Here is a 25670-nt window from a genome sequence, read left to right as displayed (position 1 = left end):
ATACCTTAAGCTAAAATACCTTTTTTAGGACCACTTTTACCATGGCATTCTTTATATTTTTTACCACTACCGCAAGGACAAGGTGAATTTCTAGGCACTTTAGTAATTTGTGCTTCACCATTTTCATTAACACCACTTTCTGTAGTACTAGCTAAAAACTGCTCGTTTTGTTCATGGCTTCTTTCTTCAAAATTTTGTGCTTCTTTTTGAGTAAAAACTACATTAAATAACAATTTCAAACTATCAAATTTAACACGCTCAACAAGCTCCATGAAAAGATTATAACTTTCTTTTTTGTATTCTACTAAAGGATCTTTTTGATTATAACTTCTTAAACCTATACCAGTTTTCAAAATATCCATTTGGTATAAATGCTCTCTCCATAGATTATCCAAAATTTGAAGATATAGAATTCTTTCAATTTTTCTAGCTTCCTTATCTTCAATAATATTCATTTTATCTTTGTAAGCTTTTTCTAAAATTTCACTTAATTTATTTTCTACTTCAATTACACCCAAGTCTTTAAAATCAGCTTCGCTAAGCTCAAGATTACACTCATAACTTACTTTTTGCTTTAAGCTTTCAAAATGTTTAACATCATCTTCAAGCTCTGCATTTAGATAAATTTGACTTACCAAATGATTGCTATATTCAGCAATATTTTTTAAAATCTTATCTTGCAAGTCAAATTCTTCATCTAGTAATTCATTTCTATAATTATAAATGGTCTTTCTTTGTTCATTAGCCACATCATCATATTCAAGCAAATGTTTTCTACTTTCAAAATGTAAACTTTCAACTTTTTTTTGTGCATTCTCAACAGCTCTTGTAACAATGCGACTTTCTATATGCTCACCCTCTTCTATACCTAATCTTTCCATGATGTTTTTAATACGATCACCACCAAAAATTCTCAAAAGATTGTCCTCTAAACTTAAATAAAATCTACTTACACCAGGATCACCTTGACGCCCTGCACGTCCACGAAGTTGATTATCTATTCTTCTACTTTCATGGCGTTCAGTTCCTATGATATAAAGCCCTCCTAAAGCTTTTATTTCATCATCTATTTTTATATCAACCCCACGACCCGCCATATTGGTAGCTATAGTTACTGCACCTTTTTTACCCGCATCTTGTATGATCAAAGCTTCTTGTTCGTGATTTTTAGCGTTAAGCACATGATGAGGAATACGTTCTTTTACAAGCATGTTATGAAATACTTCACTTCTTTCAATACTTGCAGTCCCTACTAAAACCGGTTGACCTTTTGCATTTGCTTTTTTTATTTCTTCAATAACTGCTTTAAATTTTTCTTCTTGAGTTTTATAAATTAAATCATCTTTATCTATTCTTGCAACCTGTATATTTGTAGGTATAGAAACCACATCTAAATTATAAATTTGAGAAAATTCTGTTGCTTCAGTTTGTGCAGTACCTGTCATACCTGCTAATTTTTTATACATTCTAAAATAGTTTTGAAAAGTAATATCTGCTAAAGTTTGACTCTCTTCTTGAATTTTCACCCCTTCTTTAGCCTCTAGTGCTTGGTGTAAACCATCACTAAAACGTCTTCCTTCGCTTAACCTTCCCGTAAATTCATCAACAATTACAACTTCTTTATCTCTTAATACATAATGCACATCTTTTTCAAATAAATTATGTGCTTTTAAGGCCTGATCAAGCTGATGGGCTAATATTGCATTATCTAAGCTATATAAATTTTCCACTCCAAATAATTTTTCAGCCTTAGAAATTCCAGCCTCTGTAATCATAATAGTCCTATTTTTCTCATCAATAACAAAATCACCACTTGGTAATTCTTGAGGAGTAGTAGCTGCTAGGCCTTTTTGCATTTGTTTTGCTACTTCATTTGCTTTAATGTAACCATCCAAAGTTCTATTTGTAGGTCCGCTTATTATAAGTGGAGTTCTTGCCTCATCTATTAAAATACTATCTACTTCATCAACTATAACAAAATTATGCTCTCTTTGTACTTTTTCAAGTTTTGAAAATTTCATATTATCACGCAAATAATCAAAGCCGAATTCATTATTTGTACCATAAGTTATATCGCACTCATAAGCTTTTTTATGTGCTTCATCACTATTTTGTTCTGAAAGTATCACTCCAACACTAAAACCTAAAAAATTATAAATAGCACTCATTTGCTCTGCATCTCTTTTAGCTAAATAATCATTTACAGTAACTACATGCACACCTTTACCACTCATAGCATTTAATACAACAGGTAAAGTTGCAACCAAGGTTTTACCCTCGCCTGTTTTCATTTCAGCTATTTTGCCATCATGTAAAACCATACCACCTATTAATTGCACATCAAAATGACGCATATTTAAAGTTCTTTTACCAACTTCTCTAACTATCGCAAAAATATCATTTAAAATTTCATCTAAAGTTATTTTTTCTTCTTGTACTTGTTTTTGAAAATCCAAAAAAGTTTTTTTAAGTTCATCATCACTTAAATTTTCATATTTATTTTCTAAAGCATTTATTTGAGTAACTCTTTTTAGATATTTTTTTACTTCTCGATCATTTTTTGTGCCAAATATTACTTTAAATACGCTAGAAAACATTTTTTACCTTTAACTATAAAAATATATGCTAGATTATATCTTGATTTTAATTAGAACTATATAAAATTTCATTTGCATAAATTTTATATAATTTGCAAAATTTTTAAAGGACAATAATGAGATATTTTGTATTTTCAATGATATTTTCTTGTAATATTTTTGCATTTAATATAAATTTTAAAAATTTTAGCAGTGATTTTGAACAAAAAGTACAAAGTAATAATTCTTCACTAAATTATAAGGGAAATTTTATCATTACTCAAAATAAAGCCTTTTGGAATTATACTAAGCCAAATAAAAAGCAAATCTATATCAATCACAAAGAAGTTGTGATTGTAGAACCTGAATTAGAACAAGCCATTTATACTCAATTGCAAAATTTACCAAATCTTCAAGCAATTTTTAAAAATGCAAAATTAATATCTCATGAAAACTATGAAGCAAAATACGAAAATATTATATACAACATCAAGCTAAAAAATAGCAATCTTAACAGTATTTCTTATAAAGATGAATTAGGAAATTTAGTCATTATTTATTTTTACAACCAAAAATTTGATCAAAATATTAACGAAAATATTTTTATACCAAAAATCCCAAGCCATTTTGATATAATCCAATAATCAAAATGGTATTTCTTTGAATAAATCTTGTTCTTTGCTTGGTACTAATATTTGCATTTGAGTATTTTCCATAGTTTTTAAAATCATATCCATAGCCTCTTTGCTTGCATTAACATCTTGATTGAAACTTACATTGCTATCTTTAGCACTGCTTGTTTGAGTAGCATTCATATCTTTTGGTTGGGTATTATTTTGATCTGAAGTTTTAGTAACTTTAAGAATATTTTGAATTTCTTCTTGATTAGCAGTTTCTTTTAAATCTTTGTCTTTTTTTTCTAAATCTTTTACAAAACGCTTCAGTTCTTCTATATCAAATTGAGCCACTGAGTTAATTTTTAAAATGTAAATATTTTTTATTTGAGTTTTGTATTTTTTATTACTAAATTTAAGCAAAGTTTCTTTGAAGTTATTTTTACCCACTTCTGTGAACAAATCTTCATAAAAATAACTAGATACAATAGTATTTAATGCGTCTATGATTTTCTTTTGATCTAAATTTTCTCCCTCAAAATCTAAAGTTATTTCAATCTTTTTTAAAGTATTATTTCCAACTTTTGAATACAAATCTGTTCTAAAATCTTCTATACTCAAAGAATTAGCATAAATACCACAAAAAGAAAAAAATAAAATTACAATCCGTTTCATATTTACTCCAAATTCTCTTCTAAATTTATAAATTTTTCTTCTAAATAAAACCGCTTAACTTCTTTATCTATCTTTAAAATATTTAAAAAATAATTTTCAAAAGGAATTTTATAATTATATACAATTTTTAAATTATTTGGATTAATAGCTCTTGATAAAGCAACATATAATTGTCCTTTTTCAAAAATTCCATCTATGTCACATATTAATTTATCTATACTCATACCTTGAGATTTATGAATTGTTATAGCATAAGCTAATTTTATAGGAAATTGAATAAATTTGGCTTTTATTTTAATTTCTAATTTTTCATTTGCATCAAGCTCATACTCTTCCAAGGTATATTCATATGGTTTTAATTTCAATCTTTCACCATTATTTTTTTCTATCAGAACATATTCTTGCTCTTTGTCTTTTGCAAAATCTAAAACAATACCCTGCTCCCCATTATAATAATTTTCTTCTTTATTATTCACACAAAAAATAATCTTAACACCTATTTTTAATTTTAACTCACTCAAAGAATTAAGCCCATTAATCCACTGCTCATAAGTTTTATCATCTAAAGCACAATCTAGTTTTTCAGCTTTTGCCTTAAATATGCTTTCTTCACCTTGCAAAAGATTTAATTTTTCAGTATTAATATGATTAGTTTTTTTATTTGTGGCACACAATAGAGTATATTCATCCATATACTCAAGTAAATTTTTTGAACTAATTAGCATTTTTTTAAAGAAATTTAACATTTCTTTATTCACTTCACCCATTCTAAGAAAAAACAAATATTCATAAAATTGCTTATCTAGAGTTCTTTTTGCAATGCTAAGTTTTAAATTAATAAATTTAAGATCATTCCAAGCTTGCGAAGAAAAAGCATATAAAGTATTTTGAAATAAAGTATTTTGAGTTTGATTTTCTTTATATTTAACCACAGGTGGAAGTTGAAAAAAATCTCCAACTAATAAAATTTTACCATTAAAACCACTTCTTGATAATCTGTAATAAATCATTTCCATCAATGAGGCACTTACCATAGAGATTTCATCAATAACCAACAAATCACATTGTTTTAAAATTCTCTTTAATTTTTCTAGTTTATCTTTTTGTTTCCTATCTTCATAATACAACTCATCATAATTTTGACATCTTTTAAAAGCAAAAAAACTATGTAAAGTAACCCCACCTATATTAAAAACACTAAGTGCAGTAGAACCCAATACAACGACGATTTTTCCTTGAGCTCTATAAGATCTTATAAGCTCTGTAGTTAAAAAAGACTTACCGACACCTGCGCCACCACTTAAAAATATATTATTATCTCTTAAAAAATTTTCCAATCTACTTAATATCATCTTAACATTATATTATAATCTAGTAAAACCCATATAAAAATCTCTTACAAACCAAATACATATTTTACCAATTAATATCTTTTTAAATTTTTATTTCCATATACCAATTTAAGTACATTAGTAAGCTACAACTAAATTTTCAAACCCAACCCACTAATCAATCATTATAATAATTCAATCATATCAACACAACCTAAAAACTATAAAAAATAATTAAAAACTACACTTCTCCCATAAACCATTAATAAATCATAACTATACTAATTGCCTTAATAATCTACTTTCTTATATTAATCAACAATCCCCTAAGTCTATTAATGATAAAAGAAAAACAATGCCTTAAATAAATAAAAACATCTATAATAATCTAACCAAATAACCAAGTAGCCAACTAATATACTAATTTTATAATACACACTCCAAGCAAAAAATATAAAACTACAATTTCAACTAAAAACACATAAAAGCAAATTTAGTAAATCAATAAAAAAGATATACACAATTAAAAATTAAAACAAGGTGCCATAAATTATTAAAATAATTTAATACAATCTACAAAGCACCACCAACTAAACCAACTAAACCAACTAAACCAACTAAACCAACTAATCAAACTAATCCACCACAAGCAATAAAAACTAAACCACTAAACACCAAAAAACTATAAATAATTCATGATCGCACCATAAAAGAAATAAAAGAAATAAAAGAAATAAAAGAAATAAAAGAAATAAAAGAAATAAAAGAAATAAAAGAAATAAAAGAAATAAAAGAAATAAAAGAAATCTACTTTTCACAACTATCTCTTAAAAGCTCTTTATTATAATTAATCACTTTCCTAGAAAGATATTCATTACATAAAAACCATAAAGAAATAAATTATAAAACTATAAAAACTATCACTAATTAAAAAAGTAAAGAATAAACTAATTAAGGATTTATCTAAGTAATAAGTAAGAATAATAAGAGAATTAACAAGTCCGCAATGAGCTACTTTCCCCATGCCAGTAAGGCGTAGTATCATCACCCACGATGTGCTTAGCTTCTTGGTTCGGGATGGAGCAAGGCGTCTCCACATCTGTATAATCACGGACATTGTTATTTAAATATTCTATTTAAACTTTATACTATTTTTATCAAGAATACTTAAAAAACAATGTTAAGAGCAAGTTCTAATATAAACTTTACTTGTAAGATTTTATAAACTAAAAATATAATTTTTATACAAACATTTCATATAAAAATATTCAAAGCTTTATTAAAAACCTTAACAAGGAAGTGATGCTTAAATAAGATAAGCCAAACGCTCTATTAGTACTGGTCAGCTAAAGGACTTTCATCCATTACACACCCAGCCTATCAAACTAGTAGTCTTCTAGAGAGCTTAGAGAAGATTCATCTTAGAGTTGGCTTCACGCTTAGATGCTTTCAGCGTTTATCCGTTCCAAACTTAGCTACGCTGCGATGCTCTTGGCAGAACAACAGCTACACCAGTGGTTTGTTCAACCCGGTCCTCTCGTACTAGGGTCAAATCTCTTCAATCTTCTTACGCCCACGGCAGATAGGGACCGAACTGTCTCACGACGTTCTGAACCCAGCTCGCGTACCGCTTTAAATGGCGAACAGCCATACCCTTGGGACCTGCTCCAGCCCCAGGATGCGATGAGCCGACATCGAGGTGCCAAACCTCCCCGTCGATGTGAGCTCTTGGGGGAGATCAGCCTGTTATCCCCGGGGTACCTTTTATCCTTTGAGCGATGGCCCTTCCACACAGAACCACCGGATCACTAAGACCGACTTTCGTCTCTGCTTGACTTGTATGTCTTGCAGTTAAGCTGGCTTATACCTTTATACTCTACGAACGATTTCCAACCGTTCTGAGCCAACCTTTGTAAGCCTCCGTTATTATTTGGGAGGCGACCGCCCCAGTCAAACTACCCACCAGACATTGTCCCACTTGAGGATAACTCAAGCTGGTTAGCTACCCAAATAAGAAAGAGTGGTATCTCAACAACGGCTCATAATAAACTGGCGTCTATTACTCAAAGCCTCCCACCTATCCTGCACATTCTTATCCAAATAGCAGTGTCAAGCTGTAGTAAAGGTCCACGGGGTCTTTCCGTCTTGCCGCGGGTAGGAGGAATTTTCACCTCCACTACAATTTCACTGGATCCCTCTTTGAGACAGCTCCCATCTCGTTACGCCATTCATGCAGGTCGGTATTTAACCGACAAGGAATTTCGCTACCTTAGGACCGTTATAGTTACGGCCGCCGTTTACTCGGGCTTCGATCAAGAGCTTCGCTAATGCTAACCCCATCAATTAACCTTCGAGCACCGGGCAGGCGTCACACCCTATACATCCTCTTACGAGTTAGCAGAGTGCTGTGTTTTTGGTAAACAGTCGGGAGGGACTCTTTGTTGTAAGTTTCTTCGCTTTCGGAGTAAATCCTAATACGAAGCGAACCACACCTTATACCGAAGATACGGTGCTATTTTGCAGAGTTCCTTAAAGAGAGTTCTTCCACGCGCCTTAGAATACTCATCCCACCCACCTGTGTCGGTTTACGGTACGGGCAACATTAGCTAAACTTAGAAACTTTTCTTGGCTCGACGGCATCAGCAATTCTCCTCGCTGTCCGAAGACTTTGAAGAGCCTTTCAGTTCTTAGAGTATTGTTATACGGATTTGCCTATATAACCTCCTACTACCTTAGACTAGCACTTCCATCCGCTAGCTTGCTTAGCCCTAAGCGTCCTTCCATCGCACACTAATGTTGGTATTGGAATATTAACCAATTTGCCATCGTCTACCCCTTTCGGACTCGACTTAGGACCCGACTAACCCTACGATGACGAGCATCGCGTAGGAAACCTTGGGTTTACGGCGTTAATGATTCTCACATTAATTATCGCTACTCATGCCTGCATGCTCACTTCTATTCGCTCCAGCACTCCTTACCGGTATACCTTCGGCGCAAATAGAACGCTCTCCTACCACTTGATAAAATCAAGTCTACAGCTTCGGTACTTACTTTAGCCCCGTTATATTTTCCGCGCAAAATCACTAGACCAGTGAGCTATTACGCTTTCTTTAAAGGATGGCTGCTTCTAAGCCAACCTCCTGGTTGTTTAAGTAACTTCACATCGTTTTCCACTTAAGTAAGATTTAGGGACCTTAGCTGGTAGTCTGGGTTGTTTCCCTCTTGACGACGGATTTTATCACTCGCCGCCTGACTGCTGTGATTACATATAAGGTATTCGGAGTTTGATAGGGTTTGGTACATTGGTGTATGCCCTAGCCCATTCAGTGCTCTACCCCCTTATACTACGACACAACGCTATACCTAAATATATTTCGGAGAGAACCAGCTATCACGAAGTTTGATTGGCCTTTCACCCCTATCCACAAGTCATCCGGGGGCTTTTCAACGCCTATCGGTTCAGTCCTCCACTAGTTCTTACACTAGCTTCAACTTGCTCATGGATAGATCACTTCGTTTCGGGTCTGCAGCATCTGACTTAAGCGCCCTATTCAGACTCGCTTTCGCTACGGCTTCGCGTGTGCTTAACCTTGCCAGACACCACAACTCGCAGGCTCATTATGCAAAAGGCAGTCCATCACACTGTATTGCTACATAGTGCTCTGAATGATTGTAAGCAAATGGTTTCAGGTTCTATTTCACTCTGATCACCTCAGTTCTTTTCACCTTTCCCTCACGGTACTTGTGCACTATCGGTCTGGTAGTAGTATTTAGGGTTGGATCGTGGTCGACCCAGCTTCAGACAGGATTCCTCGTGCCCCGCCCTACTCAGGATACTGCTAGCTAAGGTTTGGTTTTCGTATACGGGACTATCACCCTCTATGGCTACACTTTCCAGAGTGTTCTACTAACCTTACCTATTGCACATTGCAGTCCTACAACCCCCAGTGCAAGCACTGGGTTTGCCCTCTTGCGCTTTCGCTCGCCGCTACTGACGCAATCTCTATTGATTTCTTTTCCTGTAGGTACTAAGATGTTTCAATTCCCTACGTTCGCTCCATTATGGTAGTATATATCTCTATATACTGGGTTGCCCCATTCGGAAATCTACGGATCAAAGCTTCTTGACAGCTCCCCGTAGCTTATCGCAGTCTAGTACGTCCTTCATCGCCTTTACCAGCCAAGGCATCCACCATTCGCTCTTAATAGCTTACCTTTTTAAATTCATTCTAAAACGCATCACTTCCTTGTTAAAGTTTTTATGATAAGACTTTACTATCTTAAGACGGAAAGCATTTAAACACTTAACAAAACTAAAAAACATTAGTCTAATAAGCTGTGAGTTTAAAACTTGTCTTTAACTAAAAGCTAAAGAAAAGATAGTTAGGTTTTATCCTTTAACAAGTCCTGTAAAATTGTTTTTATTAAAACTTGCTTGTGACTCTTAACAATGATAATTCAAATAACGTTAAATAAACAATAACCAATAAAATATTTTAAATAATTATCATAAAAAATAAATCATATGTTTATGTTTTATTTATATAGGTCTTAAAACCTAAAGGAAGTATATATCAAGAGTTTAAATAATTTAAAAATATAATAAATAAAGTAAAATGCTTTATATTCTTATTTTATTTAGCTATATACTTACTTTAAGTTTTAAAACTTTATTTATGATTGATAAACAAATCTTTTTATGGTGGGCCTAACAAGACTTGAACTTGTGACCTCACCCTTATCAGGGGTGCACTCTAACCAGCTGAGCTATAGGCCCTTAATAAATGGTGGAGAATAGCGGGATCGAACCGCTGACCTCCTGCGTGCAAAGCAGGCGCTCTCCCAGCTGAGCTAATTCCCCAAAATTAGCTTTTCATCAATCTTTGAAATCTAAACAAGGATGATTGAGTTTATATGAACTGATAGTTGTGAGACTTATCAGTTTGTACTCTAGAAAGGAGGTGATCCAACCGCAGGTTCTCCTACGGTTACCTTGTTACGACTTCACCCCAGTCGCTGATTCCACTGTGGACGGTAACTAGTTTAGTATTCCGGCTTCGAGTGAAATCAACTCCCATGGTGTGACGGGCGGTGAGTACAAGACCCGGGAACGTATTCACCGTAGCATGGCTGATCTACGATTACTAGCGATTCCGGCTTCATGCTCTCGAGTTGCAGAGAACAATCCGAACTGGGACATATTTTATAGATTTGCTCCACCTCGCGGTATTGCGTCTCATTGTATATGCCATTGTAGCACGTGTGTCGCCCTGGGCATAAGGGCCATGATGACTTGACGTCGTCCACACCTTCCTCCTCCTTACGAAGGCAGTCTATTTAGAGTGCTCGGCCGAACCGTTAGCAACTAAATACGTGGGTTGCGCTCGTTGCGGGACTTAACCCAACATCTCACGACACGAGCTGACGACAGCCGTGCAGCACCTGTCTCTAAGTTCTAGCAAGCTAGCACCCTCATATCTCTATAAGGTTCTTAGGATATCAAGCCCAGGTAAGGTTCTTCGCGTATCTTCGAATTAAACCACATGCTCCACCGCTTGTGCGGGTCCCCGTCTATTCCTTTGAGTTTTAATCTTGCGACCGTACTCCCCAGGCGGTACACTTAATGCGTTAGCTGCATTACTGAGATGACTAGCACCCCAACAACTAGTGTACATCGTTTAGGGCGTGGACTACCAGGGTATCTAATCCTGTTTGCTCCCCACGCTTTCGCGCCTTAGCGTCAGTTAAGTTCCAGCAGATCGCCTTCGCAATGGGTATTCTTGGTGATATCTACGGATTTTACCCCTACACCACCAATTCCATCTGCCTCTCCCTCACTCTAGACTACCAGTTTCCCAAGCAGTTCAACGGTTAAGCCGTTGGATTTCACAAGAGACTTGATAATCCGCCTACGCGCCCTTTACGCCCAGTGATTCCGAGTAACGCTTGCACCCTCCGTATTACCGCGGCTGCTGGCACGGAGTTAGCCGGTGCTTATTCCTTAGGTACCGTCAGAATTCTTCCCTAAGAAAAGGAGTTTACGCTCCGAAAAGTGTCATCCTCCACGCGGCGTTGCTGCGTCAGGGTTTCCCCCATTGCGCAATATTCCCTACTGCTGCCTCCCGTAGGAGTCTGGACCGTGTCTCAGTTCCAGTGTGACTGATCATCCTCTCAGACCAGTTAAGCGTCATAGCCTTGGTGAGCCATTACCTCACCAACTAGCTGATACTATATAGTCTCATCCTACACCGAAAAAACTTTCCCTACTCAACTTGTGTTAAGCAGGAGTATAGAGTATTAGCAGTCGTTTCCAACTGTTGTCCTCTTGTGTAGGGCAGATTAACTATACCTTACTCACCCGTGCGCCACTAATCCACTTCTAGCAAGCTAAAAGCTTCATCGTTCGACTTGCATGTATTAGGCACGCCGCCAGCGTTCACTCTGAGCCAGGATCAAACTCTCCATAAAAAATAATTGGATAAGTTTAATCTTTTTCTTCAAAGAAAAAGTATTTTAAAGATTAAAAAATAATCTTTTATTTTAATTGAAGATTTACATTAAAGTAAATCTCTGGCTCAATCGATCACTTATTTAGATTTCAAAGATTGACTATAAGATTTGATTAACAATATTAATAATTTAAAGAACAAATACTAAAAAATTAAGACGAAAAATCTTAGCTTTTTTTAAAACCCTTTCATTTAAAAAGGAAATGAAATTATAGCAACAAAAGCTTAAAATTTTATTAAATGAAAAAAGAAAATGAAAGTAAAAAAGAAATTTATAGAAAGAGAAAGGAGAATTTATAAATATAGAATAATAGATATAAAAGAATATAAAAGAACTAAAATGTATTAATATAGAGTGTATGAAGTAAAGTGTGTTTAAAAAAAAAAGGGGGGGGGGATAAACAGAATAATTGGTAGCTATAATAACAAAAAGCAAGATAAAGACTTTGTCAAGTCTTTATCATATAAAATTATTTTTCTCCTATATAAATAAAATGCTGTACACTTCCTTCAAAATTATATAAATTTATCAGTTCATAATCTCCCCAAAATAATGGCTTGAAAGGTTTAAATTTCTCTTTTAACTCTTCAATTGTTTTTGTAAAATTTATATAAGTAGATTCATCATTTAATCTTGGACTAGATTTTACTTCTACCAAACCATTTTCTTTGACATTTCCTATAACAAATTCTTGATAAGCTTTAGAGCTAATCATTGTCGCGAAAATTATTGCTCCATCATTACATAAATCATAAAATTCTTCAATAGTTTTTTGAAAATCTTTGCTTGGTAGATAATATAAACTTTGATTTGCAAAAATAAAATCCATTTTTACATTAAATAAATTTTTAAAGCTAGAATTAGGCGTAATAACATGAAAACTATCTTCATTTATACTAGGATCTTTTTTCCAAGTATTTTTTAAGCTAGGAATAATATCTATACCATAGGTATTAATACCCCCCCCCGTCACATCTTGAAAATATTTAGAGTGTACTCCATTTCCGCAACCAAAATCAAGTAAATTTCCACTTGTTTTATTTAATTTATATTTTAAGATTCTCTCATAAAATCTTATAACATGCCCATCTGGATATTGCAAGCCATACCCCTCATTATCATATTTTTTAGTATATCCTGATAGTGAATTATCCATAATTTATCCTTTAATTTAAAATATAATTTCATTATACAATAAAATAAAAAATACTATAATAATTATAATTTTTATTTTTTATGGCGACCCCTAGAGGATTTGAACCTCTGTTATCACACAGAGAGAGTGATGTCCTGAGCCACTAGACGAAAGGGTCAATAAGTGGTGTCCCGTGTTGGATTCGAACCAACGACCCCCTCCTTAAAAGGGAGATGCTCTACCGGCTGAGCTAACGAGACAATGGCGCGGCGGACGGGGCTCGAACCCGCGACCTCCGGCGTGACAGGCCGATATTCTAACCAGCTGAACTACCGCCGCACCTAAAACAATAAAAGAATGGTGGTCACTATAAGACTCGAACTTATGACATCCACCTTGTAAGGGTGGCGCTCTACCAACTGAGCTAAGCGACCATAAAGATTTTAGTGGTGTCCCGTGTTGGATTCGAACCAACGACCCCCTCCTTAAAAGGGAGATGCTCTACCGGCTGAGCTAACGAGACAATGGCGCGGCGGACGGGGCTCGAACCCGCGACCTCCGGCGTGACAGGCCGATATTCTAACCAGCTGAACTACCGCCGCACCTAAAACAATAAAAGAATGGTGGTCACTATAAGACTCGAACTTATGACATCCACCTTGTAAGGGTGGCGCTCTACCAACTGAGCTAAGCGACCATAAAGATTTTAGTGGTGTCCCGTGTTGGATTCGAACCAACGGCCCCCTCCTTAAAAGGGAGATGCTCTACCGGCTGAGCTAACGAGACAATCAAAAAAATGAAATTATGCCAAAAGAATATTTTTTTGTCAAGATATAATATAAAATTTTAAGCATATCGACAAATATGCTTAAAATCAGACTAAATCTAAAGATACCTTTCCGTTTTTAATTTCCGCAACTTTAACTTTAACTTCATTACTTACCTCTAATTTTTCTTTTATTTTAGAATTATGCAATAAACCATCCACGCCTTCTTTAAGTTCAATAAAAACTCCAAATTCTACAACTTTTTGAACTCTTCCTAAAAATTCTTCTCCAATCTCAAATTTAGGCATTTCTTTTTTATCGTGTTTTTTATTAGAACCTTTAGAGTGAAGTAATTTTAATATATATTCTTTGCTTTGAGAAATCAAATCATAATCAATTCCTGTTATTTTAACCTCACCTTTATATCTATCTAAATCAATATTAACTTCAAATTTTTCAATGACTTCTTTAATGGTTTTACCACCTTGACCTATAATATCAGGAATTTTATTTGGATCTACATCAAAAATTTCAATTTTTGGCAAGATAGCTTCATTAACAATGATATTTCTATCAGCTTCTTCCATTAGTTTTAAAATATGTTCTCTAGCTTCTTTTGCTTGATATAAAGCTTCTTTTAAAACTTGCTGCTCTATACCACCAAGTTTTATATCCATCTGTAAAGCAGTAATCCCTTCATAACTTCCTGCTACTTTAAAATCCATATCTCCATCGTGATCTTCAAGCCCCATAATATCTGTTAAAATAGCATATTTTTCATCTTCAAAAACAAGTCCCATTGCCACACCTGCCACTAGTTTTTCACTTTTTACTCCCGCAGCTCTTAAAGCCAAAGCACCGCCACAAACAGTAGCCATAGAACTAGAACCATTGCTTTCTAAAATTTCAGATACCAAACGAATGGTATGAACATAATCTACATCTACACTAGGATGTAAGGCTCGTTTTGCTAAATTTCCATGCCCTAGTTCTCTTCTACCAGGAGCTTTTATAGGGCTAGCCTCACCTACAGAAAATCCCGGAAAATTATAATTAACCATAAATTTTTCACAAATAGGATTTTTTTCTGTAAGCATATCTGACATTTGCGCATCATTATCATTTCCCAAGGTAGCCACAACTAAAGCTTGAGTTTGCCCTCTAGTAAAAAGACAAGATCCGTGTGCACTTGGTAAAATATTTGTTTCTATATCTATTTTTCTAACATCCTTTAAACCTCTACCATCTGCTCTTTTATTTTCATTAATAATTTGATTTCTAATAAGTTCTCTTTTGCATACATGCAAAGCTTTTTCAATATCTTCAATTTTCCATTCGTTTTCAATAGCTATAGATTTACTTTCAATCTCTTTTGCTATTTGCAAAATTTCACTTAGCCTTTCACTTTTTGCCATTTGATTAATAGCAATTTTGAGTTTTGTTATATAAGTATTTTTTATATAGTCAATAATTTGAACATTATCTGACTCTATTTTAAACTCGAGTTTAGAATTTTTCCTATAAGCAGCAAATACTTTTTCATATTCATTGGAACCACGTAAGATTGCACTGCTTGCAAAATCTAAAGCTTTTAAAGTATCATCTTCACTAAGTTCATTCATACAGTGTTTATCGTCTTGCCTGTTTGCCAAAGCTCTCATTTCTATCATCAAAAGCTCATCTTTAACACCTGCTATATAAAGATCTAGGGTGCTATTTTTCAACTCACTATTGCTTGGATTTAAAACAAATTCATTATTTATACGACCTATTCTTACACCACAGACTGGTGCTTTGATAGGAATATCACTTAAATACAAAGCAACACTTGCAGCATTTAAACTCATCACTTGCAAATCTACTTCAGGATCGGCAGAAAGAACCATTATAACAATTTGGGTTGGATACGCATACCCTCTTGGAAAAAGAGGTCTTAAGCTTCTATCTATAATCCTAGCACTTAGTGTTTCATTGTCACCAGGTTTAGTTTCTCTTTTAACATAACCTCCTGGAATTTTACCTGCTGCATAAGCTTTTTCTATGTATTGTACTGTAAGAGGTAAAAAATCCTCTTCTACCATTTTTTCTTCTCTTGCTACGGTTGCCAAAACTACTGCATTTTTTTCTTGCATTAAAACTGCACCGGCAGCTTGTTTTGCCACTTTATCAGTGTCAAATATTTCAAAGTGATTATTGATATTTATTTCGTGTTGCATGATTTTCCTTTAAATTTTTATCATAGGCAAAACCAAATAAGCTTTTTAAATTTTAAAAACTAAAACTTAAAAAGCCTGTTTTTATTCTGCCCATAATTTTATATCTGAACAACTTATTGCTCAGATATAAAATTATTTTTTTAAAGGTAAATAATACCTACTTTCTTCTAGAATATCTAAAATTTCATGAGTTTGTAAAATCGTTTTATTTTTAAAATAGAACTCAATATCTACAAAATGATCAATTTTTTGCACGCAATAAACCTCATCTGCAAAAACACTAATATAATCATATACATCGCTTGGCATTAATGCAGTAGCATAAATAATACTACTAACCTCTTCTTTTAACAAGCTTTTTATACATGAAGAAGCAGTAATCCCACTTTCACACCCCTCATGCAACATTAAAATATTTTTTCCTTTTAAATCTTTTAAAAGATTACCTTTTCTATAACGATATACATTCTTTAGAATTTTTTCTTCATAAGTCCTATTTGCCTCACCATAAATATAATCCAAGCTTATATCAAAAGCCTTAACTAAGGCTTCATTATAAAGTAATTCTTTTGTTTCACTAATCATGGCTATTTGACATTCATTATTATTAGGAGCTTTAATTTGCTCTGTAAATAAAAAATCATAGGATATTTCTATTTTTTTTGCCAATGCATCAACAAAAACTATAGATTTTAAAGAAGGAGTAATAATGATGTAATCTTTTAATTTATTTAACGGAAGTAAATCATATAATCTTTCAAGTGCTTCTTTTTCATCTTCAAAAAACATTATATAGACCTTTCATTTTCTTCCAAAGAAAAATCATAAGATACCCCACCCAAAGGATAAAAATTAAACATGAAATACAAACCACTTTGATCTTTAGCACTAATCCCACCGCTAGTAAGTTTAGGCGAAACATCCTTGCGATACATCAAAGAATAATTCCAACATTTTCTTTGATAGGTATAACCTACCTCCCATTTTTCAGGATCTTTATTCAAATCAAACCACAAACCGCCAAATATTTGATAGTTAGCATTTATATCATATTGAGCTTTAGTTCCTAAAAAATTATATTTTTCTTTTTCATATATTCTATAAGCATGGTTTAAACTAATTTTCCACTCACCATAATCAAATAAGGCTTCACTAAATACTTTATCAAAGCGATTATCTATTCCTGAATATTCTGCCTCATTTCTTAAACTTATATAATCATTATAAAAATATTCCACAACATTATCAAAACCACCAAAACTACCCTCTTTGGTAAAATATTTAGCCTTTAAACTATGATATAGTTTTTTTTTACCTAAAACACTGTAAAAATATTGATACATCGAAAAACTAAACTGCTCAGGCTCATCTTTTAATTCTATAAAATCTTCGGTAATTTTACCTGATTTGGCCCCAGGTATAAAATAATTAGCACCTAAATATAAGGTATGATAAAAATTTTCATAAGGTTTGGAAAGATCTGTATATAAAGAAAAATTATGTGAATTTTGAAACAAATGCTCTTGATTTTTAATATCTGTATTAGAATAATCTACAAAATTTGCATAAACTCTTTCTGTGAAGGCAAAATTTAAGAAATCATCCAAAAAACTTGTGTGATAAATTAAAGGCAAATCAAAATCTAAAGTTTTAGCATAAATACCTGTATGTCTATAATATCTATGAAAAGAAGCATCTAAGCTATACTGTATATAATTATCAAAAAAACCATTTAAATATCTATGATATTGAAAAGATGGATATTCTTGCATGGTATCTTTGTTGCTAATTTTAGAAGTGTCTATATAGTACTTTGCATAAGCACCATAATAATTATCATCATCAGATAAAAAATAATTTATTTTTGAGGTAACCAAAGAAGCTTCAGTTTTTGTACTAGAGCTTAAATTCATATAATCTACATCATTTAAATAAGTAGTATCAACCCATAAGCCTTCTTGAAATTCATCACTCAAAAGACTCTTAAATAAAGCTTCGCTTGAATATTTAATCTCTAAACCATAATGTTCTTTATTTTTTAAATTTTCTTCTCTTTTATAGCTTGATTTTTCTCCAAAAATACCACCACTAATTTCACCTTGAGAATGAGGACTATCAATAAATCTTAAAGTTGAGTATAAACCATAACCTCTTTTTGTTCTAATTTGAGGTTCAAATTGAATATCTACACTATCATCAATAACATAATAGATTGGCTGGTTATAATATAATCCCTCACTTTGTTTTAAAACTACTTGAGGAATTAACAAACCGCTTTTTCTTTTAGTATCTACGCTAAAGCCAAAATATGGCAAATACATCACAGGGGTATTTTTTACATATAATTTTGCATTATAAAGATGTAAAAAATTACTCTCTTTATTTAATTTACCCTCATCAAAACGAATTTCCCAATCAGGATTTTCAACATTACAACTAGAAACAACCGACTTTTTAGTTACAACAAATTTATCATTTAAATTTGCTTGATGACATTGCAACCAAACCTCTAAATCGTTATTTGAAAAAAATAAATTTTTAAAAGCTGTTGTGTTATCTTTGAGATTAATTTTAGTATAAGTAGAATTAGTTCTTTCTTTTTGTCCTCGTAAGATATTTACATCACCAAACAATTCTAAATCTTTAGTTATTTCATTAAATTTAGCCTTGTTTGCGGTTATTAAATACAAATCAGAAACTACAACCACATTATTTTTTGCTTCTATGATATCATTTGTTTTTACAACATCTAAGGCATAAATATCTACCTTAGAAGCATACAGACTTCCTACGCAAGCTAAAGAAAGCAATATTTTACGCAAGATCTATCACCACTGTTTTGGCTGCATAATCATGCCAAGTTTTCAAAACAATATTACTCAAAGCCCAAGCAAAGCCCAAACCATATAACATATCACTGATTTGTCTTACACCTGCTCTTAAAGCACTTTGAGTAAAATTTGGTTTATCTAGCAATTCCTGGTCAATCACCATAATCCTCAAAAGCATTTTTCCTAAAGTTGCACCATATAAATAAGTAAATAAACTGTGATACGCAAACTGTAAAATCAAAATTCCACCAGCAAAGCGCATTAAAAGGTTATGAATTTCTTCATAAGTTTGCATAGAATTAATTTTATCAAGCAAAATAATACTTACAATGGCCAAAATTACAAAACTATCAATAACATAAGCTAAAAATCTTTTTTTAAAACTTGCTATTTTTAATTCTTCTTTTTCTAACTTATCGAATAATTCTTGATTGGCACTCATTTAAGAACCTGAAAGGCAATATCTTTTCTATATTGTTTTCCTTTAAAATGGACATTTTCACAAAGTATATAAGCATTTTTTTGAGCTTCTTCAATGCTTTTGCCAGTTCCCACACAAACCAATACGCGACCACCACTAGCATATAATTTATCATCTTCCAAACTTACACCAGCATAAGAAATATGAGAATTTTGCGGGATATTGCCTAATTCAATTAATGTTTTTGGTGAGTCTCTATAAGGATAATTTTTACTTGCACAAACCACACCTACAGCGAATTCATTTTTAATTTTTATATGAGTATTAGCAAGATTTTTATTCACACACGCTAAAAATAAATCCAAAGGATTTTCTATCAAAGGCATCAAAACTTCACACTCAGGATCACCAAAGCGCACATTGTATTCTAAAACATAAGGTTTATTATTTACAACCATCAAACCTATAAACAATACTCCAACAAATTCAGCACCTTCTTCTTTCATGCCTTTTAGCGTTGGCATCACTATATCTCTTTTCACCTGCTCTAACAAACTCTCACTTGCTAAAGCACTCGGAGCATAAGCTCCCATGCCACCTGTATTAGGACCTTTATCATTGTCTTGCAATCTTTTATGATCTTGAGCAGCTGGCAATAAGACAAAATCACTTCCATCGCAAACTGCAAACACACTTAACTCAAAACCATTAAGATATTCTTCAATCACAACAATTTTTCCAGCTTCTCCAAAACTTTCACCGCTCAGCATATTTTTAGTAGCCTCTAAAGCCTCTTCATGGCTTTGAGCAATGATCACTCCTTTGCCTGCACACAAACCATCAGCTTTTACCACTATAGGAGGTGTTAAAGATGTGACAAATTTCTTAGCTTTTTCATAATCTGTTGTATTTAAAAATTTAGCTGTTTTAATTTTATATTTTTTTAAAAAACTTTTCATGTAAGATTTTGACGCTTCGAGCATAGCAGCAGCTTTAGTAGGACCAAAAATAGCAATATTATTTTCTTTAAAAAGATCCACTATACCTTCTGCTAAGAAATTTTCGCTCCCAACTATACAAAGATCAATTTCAGATGCCTTTGCATAAGCTGTAATAACCTTAGAATCTTTCATATTAAGATTAGTTCCTATTTTAGCAGTAGCACCATTTCCTGGAGCAAAATAAAATTCTAAACTATTATTTGTTTTTTGAAGAGCCAAAGCAATAGAATACTCTCTTGCACCGCTTCCTAATATTAAAATTTTCATTATTTTCCTTAAAAGTGTTGCAAAAACCCAAATGGCCGGAGTATAAGTGTCTGACCCTCAAAAAGTCAAAGTATGCCATTAGGTGATTTTTAAAGGCTGCAGCTTCTCACTTTTTTTCAAAACTCAAACAAAGTCACAGAACACGGTAAATCACACATCACAGCTTATAATTAATGTGTTGGATCCTCTTTAATACTATATCGAACCATCTAGGCGATATAATTATAACTAAGAAAACTTAAAAATAGGGTTTAAAAGGATTTTTATAAAATTTTAAATTTAGTTTTAGAATCTTTTTTTAAGAAATATTTCCCTTCTAAAATAATATCAGCAACAGGCGCCCATATAGTCTTTTCATCTACATAAACTATATCAAATTCAGTATTTTTCATCAATCCTTGATAATTTACTTTTTTAGGTGCATGTTTAACTACATAATAAGGATTCGTTGCAAAAATTTGAATTTTCATACTTACATACAAATCTGGATTAGATGTTACCACCAAAAAGCTTTTTTCACATTCTTTTCTGACTTTTTTAACATAAGAAAGCAAGAGTTGGTCGTTTGGATTTAAAGCATGTTTATTCAGTCTATTTAAATAAAGTTCAGCAAATGATAAAGTGCAAAATGAAATTTCGGTTGTATTTTTAAAATATGAATTTTTTATACTTGTTGATTTTAAGGATTTTTTCCAAATTTCTATATCTAGTTTTGTTGCGCATACATTTAAACCCTGCTTAATCTTTTCAAAAAGTTTTTCTCTTGCCATATTAAAACTATTATTAAAAATAGTAAAATTTTTTTCATAGAAAGATTTTTTTATTAATTCTAATCTTTCTACACTTTTAGTAAAATAATCAGCTTCATTTTTTAATTCTATTAGTTTTTGTTTTTTACCTTGTATTATTTCTTCTAGTTCTTGGTGTTTTCCACCTTCTGCTTCCAATCTTGCCTGCTTTGATTTTATATCTGTTATTAAAGTGCTCATTTGGCGATCAAGTGCTAATTTTCTATTTTTTCTATTATCAATGGAAGCTAAAAGTGCTTGATAATGACACTGATGAGATAAAAAAAACTCTTCATATAAGCGTTCCATGTTGATATGTTTTTGCTTGTCTTTCATATCTTTATATGACATTTCAAGGTGTACTATGATATTTTTCATTGCAGAAAAATCAGCTTGATTGATAGTATTATCCGAAAACAATAAAGTATCTAAAGCCTTATACAAAAAACGCTTCATAGCAAAAAAATCAATAATATATGGCACTTCATCTGTGTTAATGTCTTTTACTGCATTAATTGACAAAGTTTCATTATAAAAATATCTTTGAATGGCTTGTGGAATAGTTAAATTTAATGTGATTTTATCAAGATTATCATAATCTGTTTCTCTATAAAGTTCTTGAACATAAGTATCACGTCTTGTAAGTCTTAAGTCCTCTAACTCATCATCACTATCTGTTTTCCAAAAATCCCTTTCTTTAATAAAATCATCATCTGTAAATTCTTGGAATTTAGATGGTCGTAAATCCGTAATATGCTTTCCATCGGATCTAAATTCAACAAACATACCAACCGTTGGCATACTTCTTTTATCATGCCATGCATGTTTATTAAATTCAAAAAATGTTTTTGATAGATTGATTACTGTTCCTCTTCCAGTAGCATCCACATAAACCATTATTTTTCCGTGCATATCCAAATCCTTGATTTAAAGAAAAATTCAATTCTTATTTTAACTTTGTTTTCATAAATTTACAATTATATTTTAAAATTTCACAAAATAAACATCTTTAGGTATTTTATTTATGTTTTTATATCAATATTTTAAAAATCCAAAACAAACAGGGGCATTTTGTGCGAGCTCCAAAAAATTAAGCAAACTCATAACTTCTCATGTTCGACATGCGAAAAATATCATTGAAATAGGACCTGGTACGGGAAGTTTTACAAAGTATATTCTCAAACAAAAAAGCCATAATGCAAGTTTTTTTGCCGTTGAAATCAATCCTCATATGGCAAAAAAATTAAAACAAAATATAAAAAATATAGATATAGAAGTTAACTCGGCAGAATTTTTACCAAATATGCTAAAAAAAAGAGCGATCAATAATGTAGATTTAATCATCTCAGGAATTCCTTGGGCTTTATTAAATTCCAAAGAACAAGATTTATTGCTAAAATCCATCCATAATGCTTTGGAAGAAAATGGTTGTTTTGCAACATTTGCTTATATACTCCCAACACCAAAAGGAAAAGCTTTTAAGAAAAAGCTTTTTGCTACTTTTAACAAGGTGGAAATTTCACCTATCATTTGGCAAAATCTCCCTCCTGCTTTTGTTTATTTTTGCACCAAATAATCATTCCCATTCAATCGTCGCTGGTGGCTTACTAGAAATATCATACACCACGCGGTTAATTCCTTCTACTTCATTAATAATACGGCGTGAAATATTTTCTAATAATTCATAAGGCAAATGAGAAAAAGTAGCTGTCATACCATCGCTTGCATTAACCACACGCACGCAAACTGCGTTATCATAAGTTCTATTATCCCCCATTACACCAACACTTTGTACATTTAAAAACACACAAAAGGCTTGCCATGTTTTATCATACCAACCACTACTTTTTAATTCTTCAATCAAAATAACATCTGCTTTTCTTAAAAGCTCCAAGCTAGGTTCATTTACCTCGCCCATTATACGTATAGCAAGACCTGGTCCTGGGAAAGGATGACGATAAACCACATCTTTACTTAAACCAAGTTCTATTCCCAAAGCTCTTACCTCATCTTTAAAAATTTCTTTTAAAGGCTCGATGAGTTTTAAATTCATCTTTTCAGGCAAACCACCTACATTATGATGAGATTTTATGGTTTTACTAGATCCTACAACTGAACTTTCAATAATATCAGTATACAAAGTCCCTTGTGCTAAATATTTTACATCTTTATGTTTTTTAGCCTCTTCTTCAAAAACCTCTATAAATGTATTTCCTATGATTTTTCTTTTTTGTTCAGGATCTCTCACTTCCACTAAACGACTTAGAAAAATCTCTCTTGCATCAATGCTAATTAAATCAATACCCAAGGTATGCTTAAACATATACTCAACTTGCTCTTTTTCACCACTTCTTAAAAGCCCATTATCAACAAAAACAACCACTACTTGATCTTTAATTGCACTTGCTAATAATGCAGCCACCACGCTACTATCCACTCCACCACTTACCGCACAAAGAACTTTATCATTTTTCACTTCTTCTTTGATTTTTTGTGCTTGAGTTTTTGCAAAAGATCCCATATTCCATACACTATCACAATTACATGCATACTTAGCAAAATTTTTCAAAATACTTTTTCCAAATTCACTATGTTGCACTTCAGGATGGAATTGTAAAGCAAAAAATTTACGCTTCTCATCTCCAAATACACAAAATGGACTATTTTCGCTAGTTGCTAAAACCTCAAAATCTTGTGGCAAATTTTCAACCTTATCAGAATGACTCATCCATACCGTTTGCTTTTTAGGTAAATTTTTAAACAAATCACTATCATTTTGGATATCTATAGTTGCTTTGCCATATTCTTTGTGTCCTGCTGGAACTACGTTTGCACCAAAATGATGTGCCATAAGTTGCATACCATAACATATCCCTAATACCGGAATATTAAGTTCAAAAACGCCTTTATCACAAAAATAAGCATCATTTGCATATACACTAGCTGGCCCACCACTTAAAATAATACCCTTAGGCTCCTTAGCTTTGATTTCATCTAGGCCTATATTGAAAGGTAAAATTTCTGCATACACACCCTGCTCTCTTAGTCTTCTAGCAATGAGTTGTGTATATTGCGAACCAAAATCCAAAACTAAAATATCTGCTTTTTTCATCTAACTCCTTTATAAATTTAACAGTTGAAATTGTACATACCAAACTATAATAGATACTATATAACCTATCAAAATTGTCCAAGCATATTTTAAATGCGCATTAAAAGTATAAATACCTTTCATTTTACCCATAACGCCTACTCCAGCTGCAGAACCAAAGCTTATCAAAGATCCCCCTATTCCTGCTGCAAGAGTTACTAAAAGCCATTGAGTATTATCCATACTTGGATTAGCTTTTAATACCGCACTCATTACCGGAACATTATCTATAATAGCGGATAAAAATCCTACGCTTATATTAATACTAGTAGCTCCAAATTTTGCATAAAGGTCAGAAGCATAAGCAAGCCAACCCACAAAATGCAAGGCACCCACAGCAGATAAAATACCAAAGAAAAATAATAAAGTATCCATATCTATACGTGTCATGTAGTGAAAAATATTTAAATCTTTTTTACCTTGTTTTCTATTGAAAAAATACATATACAAGCTAAGCAATGAAAGACCAAAAATCATACCCCACATTGCAGGTAAATCACAAATACTATGAATAAATACCGCCAAAGCTATGGTTAAAAAACCAAGCACAATAAAAACTTTACCACCTGGTTTAATCTCAACTTTTTTTAAATTATCTTTGTGAAAATCTGGATCAATATTAGGTACATAACGCGATAATAAATAAGCCGTAAGTAACCAACCAATAAAAGAAGCAGGAAAAAGAGTAAAAAATTCAAAAAATGTGGCTTTTTTTGCCGTCCAAACCATCAAAGTGGTAATATCACCAAAAGGCGACCAAGCTCCACCGGCATTAGCTGCAACGACAATATTTATAGCACCAGGGATTAAAAATTCTTTATTATGTTTATCTATGGTTAAAAGCACAGTAGATAAAATCAAAGCGGTTGTAAGATTATCTGCAATTGGAGAAATAAAAAAAGCTAACGCACCTGTGAGCCAAAATAACTTTCTATAAGTATAACCCTTACTTACAAGTTTGTATTTTAAAGTTTCAAAAACCGATCTTTCTATCAAAGCCTCTATAAAAGTCATAGCCGCTATTAAGAAAAAGACAATTTGTGCGATTTCTAAAATAAGATGATTAACACTCTCTTCAAGTATTTGCGTGTCTAAATCATTCATTACCATATATATACCTATGACAACAAAAGATAAAGTACCTATAAATAAAGCAGGCTTAGTTTTATTAATATGATACTTCTCTTCTACCGCAATAAAATAATAGCCCAATATAAAAATTATTAAAACACCTATTCCCAAAGCACTAAAAGCTAAATTTAACTCATAAAATTGATCTGCTAATAAAAAACTAGTACTAAAACAAAGTAAAAAAAATATTTTACTCATATTTCACTCTCCAAAGATCGGAATTTTTTAATCTCTTTTACACTGCCATTATTAT

Annotated in this window: 14 protein-coding genes, 10 tRNA genes and 3 rRNA genes; 2 read left to right on the top strand and 25 right to left on the bottom strand. The window is 32.5% G+C overall.

Features of this window, described 5'->3' with window-relative positions:
- Window positions 1-5: 5 nt before the first annotated feature.
- Complete coding sequence (gene secA / locus CSUB8523_RS02740; RefSeq protein ID WP_039663181.1) at window positions 6-2597, bottom strand: preprotein translocase subunit SecA; 2592 nt, start codon at window positions 2595-2597, stop codon at window positions 6-8.
- Between the two features lie 116 nt (window positions 2598-2713).
- Between secA and lolA the strand changes: the two genes are divergently transcribed.
- Window positions 2714-3220 (top strand): LolA-like outer membrane lipoprotein chaperone, encoded by a 507-nt coding sequence (gene lolA, locus CSUB8523_RS02735; RefSeq protein ID WP_043019530.1) that lies wholly within the window; start codon window positions 2714-2716, stop codon window positions 3218-3220.
- Here the strand turns inward: lolA and CSUB8523_RS09500 are convergent, their stop codons facing one another.
- The 22 genes from CSUB8523_RS09500 to CSUB8523_RS02625 form a co-directional block, all read right to left on the bottom strand.
- Window positions 3221-3865, bottom strand: a complete 645-nt coding sequence (locus CSUB8523_RS09500) for a flagellar basal body-associated FliL family protein (RefSeq protein ID WP_052243653.1) — start codon at window positions 3863-3865, stop codon at window positions 3221-3223.
- 2 nt (window positions 3866-3867) lie between these two features.
- Window positions 3868-5214, bottom strand: coding sequence for an ATP-dependent DNA helicase (locus tag CSUB8523_RS02725; RefSeq protein WP_043020345.1), 1347 nt, complete (start codon window positions 5212-5214; stop codon window positions 3868-3870).
- Window positions 5215-6194: 980 nt separating this feature from the next.
- Window positions 6195-6311, bottom strand: a 5S ribosomal RNA gene (gene rrf / locus CSUB8523_RS02720).
- Between the two features lie 196 nt (window positions 6312-6507).
- Window positions 6508-9415: ribosomal RNA gene (locus tag CSUB8523_RS02715) — 23S ribosomal RNA — on the bottom strand.
- A gap of 484 nt (window positions 9416-9899) precedes the next feature.
- A tRNA-Ile gene (locus tag CSUB8523_RS02710) sits at window positions 9900-9976 on the bottom strand.
- An 8-nt stretch (window positions 9977-9984) separates the two neighbouring features.
- Window positions 9985-10060: transfer RNA gene (locus CSUB8523_RS02705), tRNA-Ala, on the bottom strand.
- 93 nt (window positions 10061-10153) lie between these two features.
- Window positions 10154-11667, bottom strand: a 16S ribosomal RNA gene (locus CSUB8523_RS02700).
- The 16S, 23S and 5S rRNA genes sit together here with 2 tRNA genes alongside, the layout of an rRNA operon.
- A gap of 511 nt (window positions 11668-12178) precedes the next feature.
- On the bottom strand, window positions 12179-12865 hold the full coding sequence (locus CSUB8523_RS02695) for a methyltransferase domain-containing protein (protein WP_043019529.1): 687 nt from the start codon (window positions 12863-12865) through the stop codon (window positions 12179-12181).
- A gap of 81 nt (window positions 12866-12946) precedes the next feature.
- Window positions 12947-13022: transfer RNA gene (locus CSUB8523_RS02690), tRNA-Glu, on the bottom strand.
- 6 nt (window positions 13023-13028) lie between these two features.
- Window positions 13029-13104, bottom strand: a tRNA-Lys gene (locus CSUB8523_RS02685).
- A 2-nt stretch (window positions 13105-13106) separates the two neighbouring features.
- A tRNA-Asp gene (locus CSUB8523_RS02680) sits at window positions 13107-13183 on the bottom strand.
- A gap of 19 nt (window positions 13184-13202) precedes the next feature.
- Window positions 13203-13278: transfer RNA gene (locus CSUB8523_RS02675), tRNA-Val, on the bottom strand.
- Between the two features lie 13 nt (window positions 13279-13291).
- Window positions 13292-13367: transfer RNA gene (locus CSUB8523_RS02670), tRNA-Lys, on the bottom strand.
- 2 nt (window positions 13368-13369) lie between these two features.
- A tRNA-Asp gene (locus CSUB8523_RS02665) sits at window positions 13370-13446 on the bottom strand.
- Between the two features lie 19 nt (window positions 13447-13465).
- Window positions 13466-13541 (bottom strand) — tRNA-Val (locus CSUB8523_RS02660).
- A 13-nt stretch (window positions 13542-13554) separates the two neighbouring features.
- Window positions 13555-13630, bottom strand: a tRNA-Lys gene (locus CSUB8523_RS02655).
- An 88-nt stretch (window positions 13631-13718) separates the two neighbouring features.
- Window positions 13719-15827 carry a polyribonucleotide nucleotidyltransferase gene (locus CSUB8523_RS02650; protein ID WP_043019528.1) on the bottom strand — a complete coding sequence of 703 codons (2109 nt, stop codon included), beginning with the start codon at window positions 15825-15827 and terminating at the stop codon, window positions 13719-13721.
- Window positions 15828-15959: 132 nt separating this feature from the next.
- Window positions 15960-16616, bottom strand: coding sequence for a phosphoribosyltransferase family protein (locus tag CSUB8523_RS02645; protein ID WP_043019527.1), 657 nt, complete (start codon window positions 16614-16616; stop codon window positions 15960-15962).
- The gene (locus CSUB8523_RS02640; RefSeq protein ID WP_052242975.1) at window positions 16616-18652 is read right to left on the bottom strand and encodes an LPS-assembly protein LptD; all 2037 of its coding nucleotides are present in this window, start codon (window positions 18650-18652) and stop codon (window positions 16616-16618) included. The genes CSUB8523_RS02645 and CSUB8523_RS02640 overlap by 1 nt, the downstream gene beginning before the upstream one ends.
- Window positions 18642-19100 (bottom strand): RDD family protein, encoded by a 459-nt coding sequence (locus CSUB8523_RS02635; protein WP_039663168.1) that lies wholly within the window; start codon window positions 19098-19100, stop codon window positions 18642-18644. The genes CSUB8523_RS02640 and CSUB8523_RS02635 overlap by 11 nt, the downstream gene beginning before the upstream one ends.
- Window positions 19097-20347, bottom strand: coding sequence for a phosphoribosylamine--glycine ligase (gene purD / locus CSUB8523_RS02630; RefSeq protein ID WP_039663165.1), 1251 nt, complete (start codon window positions 20345-20347; stop codon window positions 19097-19099). Before purD ends, CSUB8523_RS02635 begins: the two co-directional genes overlap by 4 nt.
- 263 nt (window positions 20348-20610) lie before the next feature.
- On the bottom strand, window positions 20611-22047 hold the full coding sequence (locus CSUB8523_RS02625; protein WP_043019526.1) for a hypothetical protein: 1437 nt from the start codon (window positions 22045-22047) through the stop codon (window positions 20611-20613).
- A gap of 112 nt (window positions 22048-22159) precedes the next feature.
- Between CSUB8523_RS02625 and CSUB8523_RS02620 the strand changes: the two genes are divergently transcribed.
- Window positions 22160-22711 carry a class I SAM-dependent methyltransferase gene (locus CSUB8523_RS02620; protein ID WP_043019525.1) on the top strand — a complete coding sequence of 184 codons (552 nt, stop codon included), beginning with the start codon at window positions 22160-22162 and terminating at the stop codon, window positions 22709-22711.
- On the opposite strand, the gene guaA is transcribed toward CSUB8523_RS02620, so the two are convergent.
- Window positions 22712-24247, bottom strand: coding sequence for a glutamine-hydrolyzing GMP synthase (gene guaA / locus CSUB8523_RS02615; RefSeq protein WP_043019524.1), 1536 nt, complete (start codon window positions 24245-24247; stop codon window positions 22712-22714).
- A gap of 9 nt (window positions 24248-24256) precedes the next feature.
- The gene (gene nhaD / locus CSUB8523_RS02610) at window positions 24257-25615 is read right to left on the bottom strand and encodes a sodium:proton antiporter NhaD (protein WP_043019523.1); all 1359 of its coding nucleotides are present in this window, start codon (window positions 25613-25615) and stop codon (window positions 24257-24259) included.
- Between the last annotated feature and the right edge of the window lie 55 nt (window positions 25616-25670).

The organism is Campylobacter subantarcticus LMG 24377 (genome assembly GCF_000816305.1).
GTDB lineage: Bacteria > Campylobacterota > Campylobacteria > Campylobacterales > Campylobacteraceae > Campylobacter_D > Campylobacter_D subantarcticus.
Note: the sequence above shows the minus strand (reverse complement) of the source record. Positions and strands in the feature narration are given on the sequence as shown.

What these genes read in the sequence shown, in the direction of transcription:
- secA (WP_039663181.1), bottom strand. Translation starts at nt 2,597, where the DNA reads ATGTTTTCTAGCGTATTTAAAGTAATATTTGGCACAAAAAATGATCGA.
- lolA (WP_043019530.1), top strand. Translation starts at nt 2,714, where the DNA reads ATGAGATATTTTGTATTTTCAATGATATTTTCTTGTAATATTTTTGCA.
- CSUB8523_RS09500 (WP_052243653.1), bottom strand. Translation starts at nt 3,865, where the DNA reads ATGAAACGGATTGTAATTTTATTTTTTTCTTTTTGTGGTATTTATGCT.
- CSUB8523_RS02695 (WP_043019529.1), bottom strand. Translation starts at nt 12,865, where the DNA reads ATGGATAATTCACTATCAGGATATACTAAAAAATATGATAATGAGGGG.
- CSUB8523_RS02650 (WP_043019528.1), bottom strand. Translation starts at nt 15,827, where the DNA reads ATGCAACACGAAATAAATATCAATAATCACTTTGAAATATTTGACACT.
- CSUB8523_RS02645 (WP_043019527.1), bottom strand. Translation starts at nt 16,616, where the DNA reads ATGTTTTTTGAAGATGAAAAAGAAGCACTTGAAAGATTATATGATTTA.
- CSUB8523_RS02635 (WP_039663168.1), bottom strand. Translation starts at nt 19,100, where the DNA reads ATGAGTGCCAATCAAGAATTATTCGATAAGTTAGAAAAAGAAGAATTA.
- purD (WP_039663165.1), bottom strand. Translation starts at nt 20,347, where the DNA reads ATGAAAATTTTAATATTAGGAAGCGGTGCAAGAGAGTATTCTATTGCT.
- CSUB8523_RS02625 (WP_043019526.1), bottom strand. Translation starts at nt 22,047, where the DNA reads ATGCACGGAAAAATAATGGTTTATGTGGATGCTACTGGAAGAGGAACA.
- CSUB8523_RS02620 (WP_043019525.1), top strand. Translation starts at nt 22,160, where the DNA reads ATGTTTTTATATCAATATTTTAAAAATCCAAAACAAACAGGGGCATTT.
- guaA (WP_043019524.1), bottom strand. Translation starts at nt 24,247, where the DNA reads ATGAAAAAAGCAGATATTTTAGTTTTGGATTTTGGTTCGCAATATACA.
- nhaD (WP_043019523.1), bottom strand. Translation starts at nt 25,615, where the DNA reads ATGAGTAAAATATTTTTTTTACTTTGTTTTAGTACTAGTTTTTTATTA.